We start from the raw sequence: 9,480 nt of genomic DNA on the forward strand, positions 1-9,480 counted from the left end.
TTTACTATTATCGGCAGAAAACCATTTTAAGATAATACTTCTTAATATAAAAAACCTGAAATATAGGCTTAAATTTACTCAAAATAAAATTAATGACTTCTAATTAAGGAGTATCGAAATCAGCGTTGTAAAAGGCAGGATATTTATTTTTGATATATATGTCAATATCAAAGGAGTGCCTTTTTAATTCATAAAGATAATGAGGGATTTCCTCAATAGATGGAACATTATCACTTCGTTTCTTAGCTAACGGTCCATAGATATTATCCTTACCCCACATTTCATCTGCCCAGATAAAGCAGAGCAAGGCATTCTTTTCTTCAGTCCGTCCCCTTAGTGCAAGGAAGGTTGTATTAAAGAGGTTATGTAGTCTCTGTGGAGCAGATTGAAGGTCTTCTTCAAGAATCTTCGGCAGGCTTATCAAAAATACCATTGTGTTAACCTTATTTAAAATAGGTAGATTTTCTCTAATCCTCTCATCAACCTCAAAGGTTTCTCCACCAACATCATAGAAGACAAAGATAATCTTCTTCACTTCTAATCCTTTTTTGAATAATCCTCTAAATCCCTTTACTTTGAGTGGAATATTTTGAAGGAGGAGTATCAAAGGGGTGCGAAACATTACCGGTGTGGCACCAGGAAGGTATCCTTGCTTCAAAGGGATAACATAATTTGAGTGGATGTCATTCAGGGTTTCCTGATTTAATCCTAAGAATGAAAAGTTAGGCCATATCTTTGATATGAAGCCTTCATAGAGTGTAAAAAAGAAGCTACCAAAGAAACAGGTTTTGCCATAACCCCTGTAGCCTATAGTATATACAAACACAACAGGTGTGCCTTCCTTAACCTCATTAATATAAACTGGGGGTATTTTTATCTTTTTATCGGGACATTCGCTTACTGAGTCATTATGAAATTCAGGGCAGAATGGACAGGTAATCATAGTTTCATCTCCTTTACTTCCTTGAATATATGGTTAAACAGAGCTCTTTAATCTAATCTTATTTCTCCTCTTCTTCTAACTACACCAATAAGAAATGATAAATCTTCTTTATCCCTTGAACTTTTCTCCCTTTCCATCTTAAGGATTTTCTTTCATTACAATTGCGATTATTTTCTCAATAAATTTTTGGGCAGTGGCCATGGCTAATTTTGCTTCAGAAGATGTAATTTCGTTTTCAGAGTCATAAATAAAATCATGCCGTTGACGGCGCATACGATTAAAGCGACTAATAATGTTTTCGTATTCTTCTCCCAGAATCATCTTTGTAAATTCAACAATAGTTTTGTGTGAATTCTTTGCCGTTGGGAGGTATCCTTGAGAATACATCAATGACTTACCAGCTCTTATCATAGCATGATAAGAAATAGCAAAAGACCATGTTAAGTCTATATCTAAAACCGACTCAGCAGTTTTTAAATCCTTTTGTGCCCTTTTTAACTGCTTTTCTATCTGTTTAAAATCAGGTTTTTGTTCCTTTATAAGATTATCCTGTAAGAATTTTTCGTAATTCATCCTCTACCCCTATTAACATTACTATTTTATCTCTTAATATTTCTAAAAGAAATGGATTCTTTTGCTCAATTTCTTCTTTAAACTCCTTCATTCTATATAATTTATAGTTTATTTCCCTTTTTAAAAGTTCTTCTAATCGGTCGAGTTCTTTGATAAGTTTATCTTCATCGCAATCTCCAATTATAAAGAGGTCTATATCTGAAAGATAGCTTTCTTTGTCTTTTGCATAGGAGCCATAGATGAAAGAATAATTAATAGAGCCAATCTTTTCTAAGATTTCCTTAATACTACCGGCTACCCCAACGGTTTTAAAAACTATACTTTTTAACTCATTATATAGTGGGTAATCCTTATTGGCTTTAAAATATCTTGCATTGGCTTTATATTCACTAATCAGAACCCTTTCCTTTTCCATATTGTTTATGGTTCTCTGAAAATTACCCGGTTTTTTACCCAAAATCCTGCCAATTTCTTGCATATAAAAAGATTGGTCAGGATTAGTTAAGAAAAGTCTTAATAATTCAGCCTTATTTTTGGTCAATTCTCTCATTTTGTTTTTTTACCCTCCATATGTGTTACGCATATAATTATATGCAATTAGCATACATAAATCAACCTTTATGTGATTATTGGCATCATTTAACTCTACATCTAATTCTCCGATAATACACAGCAAAAGCCGAAATTTTTGTCTCTTGTCTTTCTACTTGGACTCCCTGTAACCAACGCCTCTTCTTTATTGCTGTATTTCAGATAAATCCTGCCATAAGGCTCTTGTGAAAATTCAGAGACAAGCTCACCACACCCCAAATCGCTTCTCTTTATCCCAAGCTTACATAATCCCTCAAGCAGTTTTAATATTCTTCTCTCTATTTTCTGGGTTGTTTTCATATATTCCAATGCTTCCTCAAATAGATTCTCATCCCTGAAGGCTGTATCGTAAGCATTCTCCCATTCACTTACCGTAGGGAGTCTTGCCCCAAACCAGTGAGAAATTTCACATCCCTCTTCAAAAGTTATATTAGAGAGAAAGGCATAAGAGAGATTTTCTCTGCTAATCTCACCGGGTGAAACCCTTCCTGTTAGCATCGTCTCATAATCTAAAGAAGGTGCAGATTCCCATACAAACCTTTCAAATTGATACTTGGTTACTGGAAGCACCTGAATGTATTTATCTATAGAAAACTTTACTACTGGAGCACGAGTTTTATCTATTCTGAATTCCATTATTTTTCAGTCCCCTTCAAATAAGATATACTCATCATCTCCAAGAGAAAATAACAAGGGAGCGGTATTAGAGGGTTTTAAAATATCCCTTTCACCCTTGCATACCTTAAGCAGTAAATTATCCTGTATTCTTACAAAGAAAGTGCTCTCATCAATAAATACCACATCCCTCTCATAGACAGCATAAGAATCCTTCTTAATCAATGAGGTTTTACCCAGGCAAATGGATGAAATTCTCCCTTCCTCAATCTCTGACTGGGAGATAACTCGGTCTAATGTCTCTTGAGTCGTAACCTTTCGTTCACCTGCAGATTTAATAATTTCATCTATGTAGCGCCTTTTCTCATTATCAGCAGAGATAAATTTGGGTTCAGGAAGAGAAGAGGAGCTGACACTTATTGGTAGTGGATGACTATTATTTATGGCAATATCAACTGATGTTTCGCCATAGACACACAGATTTATATCAAGCTTTCTCGCCTTTAATCCTGTTTTGCTGGTTAAGCAGAGATGGCTATCTTCAAGTTTAAAACAGGTCTCTATGGGTTCTGTATCCGCTTTAATGCTATAATCAAAAGGGATAGCTTTATTGTCAAAGAAGATTTTGAAATCACTTATGACGCTCTCAAATAGGGTAGTTTTAACCAACTCATTAAGTCTTTCGATGCTTTCGTTTCCTACAATAGAAAGATACTTTATCTCGGAGTTAGGATACATATTTAGCTCAGCTGAGAAATTGAAAAGGAGAATCTTGTTAAATCTTTCTTTTAGTGCCTCTTGCCAATCCTTGAAATCGTATATCGGATTTTTATTAAAGACAATCAGCTCAAATTCCTTTTCATTAAATTTGGTAAATGCCCCTTCTATGAGTGGGGTGATAAATCTACCCCTTTGGGTTACCTTATGCATTTCAGTAAAGGTTTTTATTGGGAGGCACCATTTTTGTATGTTTATGTTTAGTTCAGAAGTAGTTTGTTCCAGGTTTTGCAACGATGATTCATCTAACATATTCCCAAAGCCTAACAGTCCTATCCTAATTGTCGTATCAAAATATTTAGCCCGATTAATAATCGCTTTTAACATTTCCCCTTCCTGGTCTGACATAGGACTGCTCATATCCAACAGACAAAACAATTTCTTGCGTCTTATTTTAATTGTCTCTTTTTCCACAAAAGCATTAAACATTCTATCACCTCTTATGTGTTTAGTGAACTTTGTTTAGTGTTTAGTGTTCAGTGAAGTTGATAAGCCACTTATCATTCTGGCAATATCTTCACATTCCTTATACATAAGTTCATATGTTTGTTGAGATATATAATTCCTTGCTAAGCCTATTTTTAATAGGGTTATAACCTCACAAATTGATCCATAGGATAAACTCAGAAAATGTGCAAATTCCTTTCGTGATTTTCTACCAGAACCTTCTGCTATATTCAAAGCAATCGAGGCACTTGCCCTCCTTAATTGCATCGTTACCCCGAAAACTTCATCTTTGGAAAACTTCTCAGTTATCTCATATACCATATTTGTAAACTTTACTGATTTCTGCCATACTTCTAACTTTTCAAAATTAAACATTTCTCAACCCTTCTTGAGATTAGTGTTTAGTGAACTTTGATAAGACATCTCTAAACACTAAACTCTAAACACTAAACACTAAACTTATCCCATAAGATTGCAGTCCCTTTTTGACCTTATTCATAAGGTCGTCTGAGAAGATACCGGTTAAATATCCATCAGCCTCACTTACTGAAAGCTCAATCTGGCTTGTTTCTTTATCTACCAGGTCGTTATAGATTGCATATCGGTTATTAAAGAAATAGACCTTTTGATTACTGCTTCCGCGCCATAGTAAGGTTGTAGGTTTATCCTTTTGATATGGTCCATCGATTAATATATCCAGTTGGGAAAGGAGCAGGTTAACATATTTGTCGTTTTTTCCCCGGAGTTCATTGTATGTGTAGCCGCTATACGAGACAATAGACAATCCGTGTTCTTTCAAAACAATACTCAGATGGTATAAAGCCTCTGCCTGGTCAAATGGTTCTCCACCTGAGTATGTTACCCCTTCTATATCAGGGATTTTGATTATTACCTCCCCTAATCTCTCAATATCTATAAGGTGCCCTGGCTCTTGTGGAAGAAATTCTTTATTCCTGCATCCAGGGCACCTTAGAGAGCATCCTTGAACCCAGATGACAAACCTATTCCCCGGACCATTCACCAATGAAGATGTGGATATACTGCCGATGTTTAGTAAAATACTCATTTTACTTGAAATCCTAATTGGTTTCCATTGCTATCAGTAGATATTTGTATCTCGCCTTTTTTTAAATTTTTCCCATATATTTCACGAAGAAGAAATCTGGGAAGAAATTGTCGAATCTCCTGGTCGATGCTATTTACCACAGCAGAACCTCCAAATTCTATTATCTCTCCCTTATATTTATTAAGCAAGTAAGGGATAACATTTCGGTCTATGGTTAACTTTATATCCACATCCAATATCCCTTCTTTATAGGCTTTATTGAAATGTGTCTCAATCTGGTTTAAGTAGTGTTGAATCATATCCTCCGTTACCTTCTCGTCTAAAATACAGTTAAAAGGTATGATATTTTGTTTTCCTATTCTTCTAAGCAACTCAGGTCTTCCAAGCTCGTTATTAAAAAAATTTACCACACATTGATGAAAGTGCTCCTTTATCCCCTTTTGATTTTTTTCTCTCTTTAGATTATCCACCTTCTCTTTTTCCACAAACCTTTCGCTAATATTTCCTGTATCATCTTTAATCTCAACTACATTTTGTCTATTCCCTACATTTGAGGTAAAGATGATGACTGCCTGAGAAAATGAGGCAGACTCACCACTTCTGTCAGTAATTATTCCATCCTGAAGTATCTGGAGGAAGATAAGTAGAATATCCTGGTGGGCTTTTTCTATTTCATCAAAGAGGATGACAGAGAATGGTTTCTCTCTTAATTTGGAGACCAATATCCCGCCACCTTTTCTATACCCCACATAACCTGGAGGTGAACCTAAGAAGGTAGAGATAGTATGTTCTTCTCTATATTCGGACATATTAAACTGGATTAATGCCTCTTCAGTATCAAATAGAAATTTAGCCAGTTTTTTAGCCACAAATGTCTTGCCCACACCAGGAACTCCAGCAAAGAACAGCACCCCTCTTGGTGCATTAATCCTTCCACCGGTAACCTTATCAATATCCACCTTAGCCGCCTCCATAATCTTAATCACTGCACTGATTGCCTCATTCTGACCTTTTATGTCTGCGGTAAAATAATCAAATGCCTTACTCAATTTCTCCCAGGTCAACTCTGCCCAATAGTTTTTTCGTTGACCATATTTATATGTATAGACCCTTTTCTCAAAATCCGCTACATTAAGTCTATTATCATTATCACGAGAAGATACATTATAAAGCTGCTCTATCTCTAAAAACCTTAGATTTTCGGTGAGGTTTACACATTTCATTATATCCTCTTCTTGAACCTTTAGTAATTTTTCAAATAAGGTCGCTCTTTCACTCCTTTCTAATAAAGGAATTTGAATCCTGGCAACCTTGGGGTTATTTTCCCATAATTCATTGGGAATATAATCAAGACAGTGTGTAATGAAGACAAGATATTGATTTTTTGTCAGTTCTTCAATGAGATTTTGTAATGCTACGATAATCTTCTTCTCCTCTTCTGAATAAATATTCTTCTCAGGGTTACTTATCAATTTCTCAGCCCAGTTAATTATATAACAAGATGAAAGATTCTTCTCTCTTCTTCTGCGATATGCCTCTCTCAACCCAAAGATATCCTGAATAAGTTTTGAATCTGCCGAGCCTGTGATGGTATCATCAGAGGAATCAGAACTGGAGTGAATAATCCTCTCTTTATTAACAATATCGTATTGGCTTAAAATATAAGGGGATGGTAATACCTTCTTGATAGAGTTCATAAGATAGTCCATAAGGGTAGTAGAGGTAAAATCAGGTATTTCCTCATCTGGTTGATAGAGGTATTTATCAGAGGTATTACCTGATATAATTATCAGATTCTTTATCTTCAAATAATCCTCAAATTCCTGTTGCCATCTTGGTTTAGTCATGTTTATTCTCCTCCTTAGTTCACCTTTTTTATCTTATCCATAATTTTACGAGCAAGGCTCAAAAATGTATCCTTTAACTCTTTAATATCTACCGTGACAAGCATATCCACAGGCCATTGAGAAATACTATCGGGAAAAATCCTTACTTTTTCCAGGGCTACAGTTAACCAATAAAGATCAAAACCAGGGTCTTTTTGTTTTGCCAGCTCTAACAAGTGCCAAATATCTTCTTTCTTTAATATGAAAAACAAATCTATTGCATCTCTAGGTTCGGCTCTACCAAAGAAGGCAAGTAGTTTGTCAACAATTATATCCGTCCAATCCCTAACCTTAACCCCAAAGATTGAGGAAAGGGATGGAGCAAATCTAAAAGGGGAGTCATAGGCTAAATGAATTATTGTTTCTTCTTCCTTTTTACCCAATTTAAACTCAACGAATGTTTGAAATTTACGCCTCGCAACTACCGAAAATCCCTCTTTTTCTAATCTTGTTTCCATTGCTTCAGAAAATGGGAGAATTAAGTCATTTTTAGAGGTAAAAAAATCAAGGTCATAAGATAGTCTATGACCCAGATAGAATTCCGAAAGGGCAGTTCCACCTGAGAGATAAAAATTTTCATAGTCAGGAATTTGAGAAAATAGAGACAAAATTTCCTTTTGAAGATTTGTTATTATTCTTTTACCTTCCAGCATTGAAGTAATTCTCCCAAACCTTTTTTATTTCTATAGGCAAATCTAATTCAGAGAGAAGCCTTTTTATTTCACCCCAGTCTAACTCAGCAATATCCTCTGCCCTCCCGTGTGTTAATACTTGTTTAATATACCACTTCCTCTGCCAGGGGTCATTAAGGTCAATCTCTTTATTGGTTGACCAAACTATATATCTCTTTGGTCTTATCTTCATTTATAAAAACCTCCTCATTCCTAAGCTAAAACGTATGTGTTTAGTGAGCTTTGTTTAGTGTTTAGTGAAATTTGATAACCATTTTTATCACTAAACTCTAAACCCTCAACTCTACCCTCTCTCCATAGTTTTTAACACCTCAGGTTGCGGTATTGCGGTTTCGTATTTATCCTCTGGTTTCCCTGTTTGCAATTCCCTTTTAAACTCACTATTCAGCCCAAATCTTTCCTTAAGCAATCGTGAGACCTTTTTATATTCTACCTCACAATTCTCCAGGGAAATCTTTGAATCAGAAGCTATCTCTCCCTTAAGTGGGATATAAAAGTCCACATCCCCATAGTAGGCACTATGAAAGACTATAGTGATTCGGCTATTTAAGTCCCCTTCTTTTTCGTAAGCAAGCTCAGTTTTTATCCTAAAGCCTAATTCTTTAAAGACCTCCTTCAGACTATTTACAAAATAGAGCCTTTTTTCCTGCAATTTATCTTTTTCTGTTGATTCTAAAGCAGTAGCCTCAATCTTATCTATAAGTTCCCTGGTTTGCATTAGGAGTTCTTTTAATATTTGGGTAGAGACCACTTCTTTTTGCTTTAAAGCCTCTTTATAATCAAATAAGTGCTTTGTAAGTTCCTCTTTCTGCTCATTTAAATCTTTATGTTCCTGAGTTTCCCATCGTTGCAAAGTTGTATCATTCTCTTTAAGGAGATTACTAATTTTTTCAAGCTCAAGTTCTACCTCCACAATATCCTTATCTACACTCTTGAGTTCATAGATTTGCCGGTTTACTGTTTCCAATTCAGATTCAATTCTATTGCTTTTTGTCTCGGTATTGGAGATTACTTTATCCATATCTTGAAGGGTGTTTAGAGCTACTGAGGTAGGACTCTCAGGAAGTTCGGGTAAAAAACCTGTAATTTCCTCAATATCTGTTTGCCTGGATTTGACGGTTTCCATATATTGATTGAGGCAACTTATAGTAGCCTCAATCTTTGCAGAAGATTTTTCTTTTTCAATTCGCTGAAATAATCTTTCAACCTGGCTCTTAAGTAAGTTTATCTTATTTACAGCTTTAGTCTTCTGATTCCTAATGGCAAAGAGAAGATTTACCCTTGGGTCATAAGTAATAGATGACCTTTTATATCCACTCATATTTCACCTCTCTAACGGGGTTTGCCCATTATGGGAATATGTTACCAAAATCTTTCTCTATTGTCAACAAAGATTTTTAACTGAGCACCAAAAAGGGCAAAAACCTGTTCCCTGATTTTCATCAGGGCAGGCTCTGACAGGTTTAAGGACAACAACTATATCCCCCTTATCTGCTACCTTTTCCTGACTTTGACAATTTTAAGAGGGATAGATTTCCAAACCTATTGAAAAATAAGGAAGTCGGTTATAGCTTTGCGATTATCTTAATATGTTTATCCGAGTTGAAAATTCTACCTCATCCTTCATTTAATGTCCCATAGGGACAATATATCGGTAGAAATAAATCTCATACAAATAATGTCCCATAGGGACAATATATCGGTAAATGGCTTTCCATAAATTTCGACCTGTGCGGTTAAATGTAAAATGGATAATGTCCAATGAGAAATGTCCAATAAAAATGTATAACTGAAAGGTAATGAGTCTTGCGAAGTCCTAAAATTTCCCATTTTTCATTTCCTATTTTACATTTTACATTTATTTTTCCTTTGCGTCTCTGCGATGAATTA

11 protein-coding genes are annotated in these 9,480 nt (G+C 35.3%); all 11 read right to left on the bottom strand.

Annotated elements, in window-relative coordinates; all coding sequences use genetic code 11:
* Window positions 1-103: 103 nt before the first annotated feature.
* Complete coding sequence (locus tag AB1414_09715) at window positions 104-943, bottom strand: hypothetical protein (protein ID MEW6607709.1); 840 nt, start codon at window positions 941-943, stop codon at window positions 104-106.
* Between the two features lie 138 nt (window positions 944-1,081).
* On the bottom strand, window positions 1,082-1,516 hold the full coding sequence (locus tag AB1414_09720) for a HEPN domain-containing protein (GenBank protein MEW6607710.1): 435 nt from the start codon (window positions 1,514-1,516) through the stop codon (window positions 1,082-1,084).
* Window positions 1,488-2,066 carry a nucleotidyltransferase domain-containing protein gene (locus AB1414_09725; protein ID MEW6607711.1) on the bottom strand — a complete coding sequence of 193 codons (579 nt, stop codon included), beginning with the start codon at window positions 2,064-2,066 and terminating at the stop codon, window positions 1,488-1,490. The genes AB1414_09720 and AB1414_09725 overlap by 29 nt, the downstream gene beginning before the upstream one ends.
* A gap of 101 nt (window positions 2,067-2,167) precedes the next feature.
* Window positions 2,168-2,743 carry a hypothetical protein gene (locus tag AB1414_09730; protein ID MEW6607712.1) on the bottom strand — a complete coding sequence of 192 codons (576 nt, stop codon included), beginning with the start codon at window positions 2,741-2,743 and terminating at the stop codon, window positions 2,168-2,170.
* A 6-nt stretch (window positions 2,744-2,749) separates the two neighbouring features.
* Window positions 2,750-3,928 carry a hypothetical protein gene (locus tag AB1414_09735; protein MEW6607713.1) on the bottom strand — a complete coding sequence of 393 codons (1,179 nt, stop codon included), beginning with the start codon at window positions 3,926-3,928 and terminating at the stop codon, window positions 2,750-2,752.
* A 33-nt stretch (window positions 3,929-3,961) separates the two neighbouring features.
* Window positions 3,962-4,321 (bottom strand): four helix bundle protein, encoded by a 360-nt coding sequence (locus AB1414_09740; protein ID MEW6607714.1) that lies wholly within the window; start codon window positions 4,319-4,321, stop codon window positions 3,962-3,964.
* A gap of 64 nt (window positions 4,322-4,385) precedes the next feature.
* Window positions 4,386-5,012, bottom strand: a complete 627-nt coding sequence (locus AB1414_09745) for a 4Fe-4S single cluster domain-containing protein (protein MEW6607715.1) — start codon at window positions 5,010-5,012, stop codon at window positions 4,386-4,388.
* Window positions 5,009-6,859 carry an AAA family ATPase gene (locus AB1414_09750; protein MEW6607716.1) on the bottom strand — a complete coding sequence of 617 codons (1,851 nt, stop codon included), beginning with the start codon at window positions 6,857-6,859 and terminating at the stop codon, window positions 5,009-5,011. The genes AB1414_09745 and AB1414_09750 overlap by 4 nt, the downstream gene beginning before the upstream one ends.
* Before the next feature lie 14 nt (window positions 6,860-6,873).
* Window positions 6,874-7,551 (bottom strand): nucleotidyl transferase AbiEii/AbiGii toxin family protein, encoded by a 678-nt coding sequence (locus AB1414_09755; protein ID MEW6607717.1) that lies wholly within the window; start codon window positions 7,549-7,551, stop codon window positions 6,874-6,876.
* Complete coding sequence (locus tag AB1414_09760) at window positions 7,538-7,762, bottom strand: hypothetical protein (protein ID MEW6607718.1); 225 nt, start codon at window positions 7,760-7,762, stop codon at window positions 7,538-7,540. Before AB1414_09760 ends, AB1414_09755 begins: the two co-directional genes overlap by 14 nt.
* 111 nt (window positions 7,763-7,873) lie before the next feature.
* Complete coding sequence (locus AB1414_09765) at window positions 7,874-8,911, bottom strand: hypothetical protein (protein MEW6607719.1); 1,038 nt, start codon at window positions 8,909-8,911, stop codon at window positions 7,874-7,876.
* Window positions 8,912-9,480 lie beyond the last annotated feature (569 nt).

The sequence above is a fragment of the bacterium genome, from assembly GCA_040755795.1.
In the GTDB taxonomy this organism is placed as follows: Bacteria; UBA9089; CG2-30-40-21; order CG2-30-40-21; family SBAY01; genus JBFLXS01.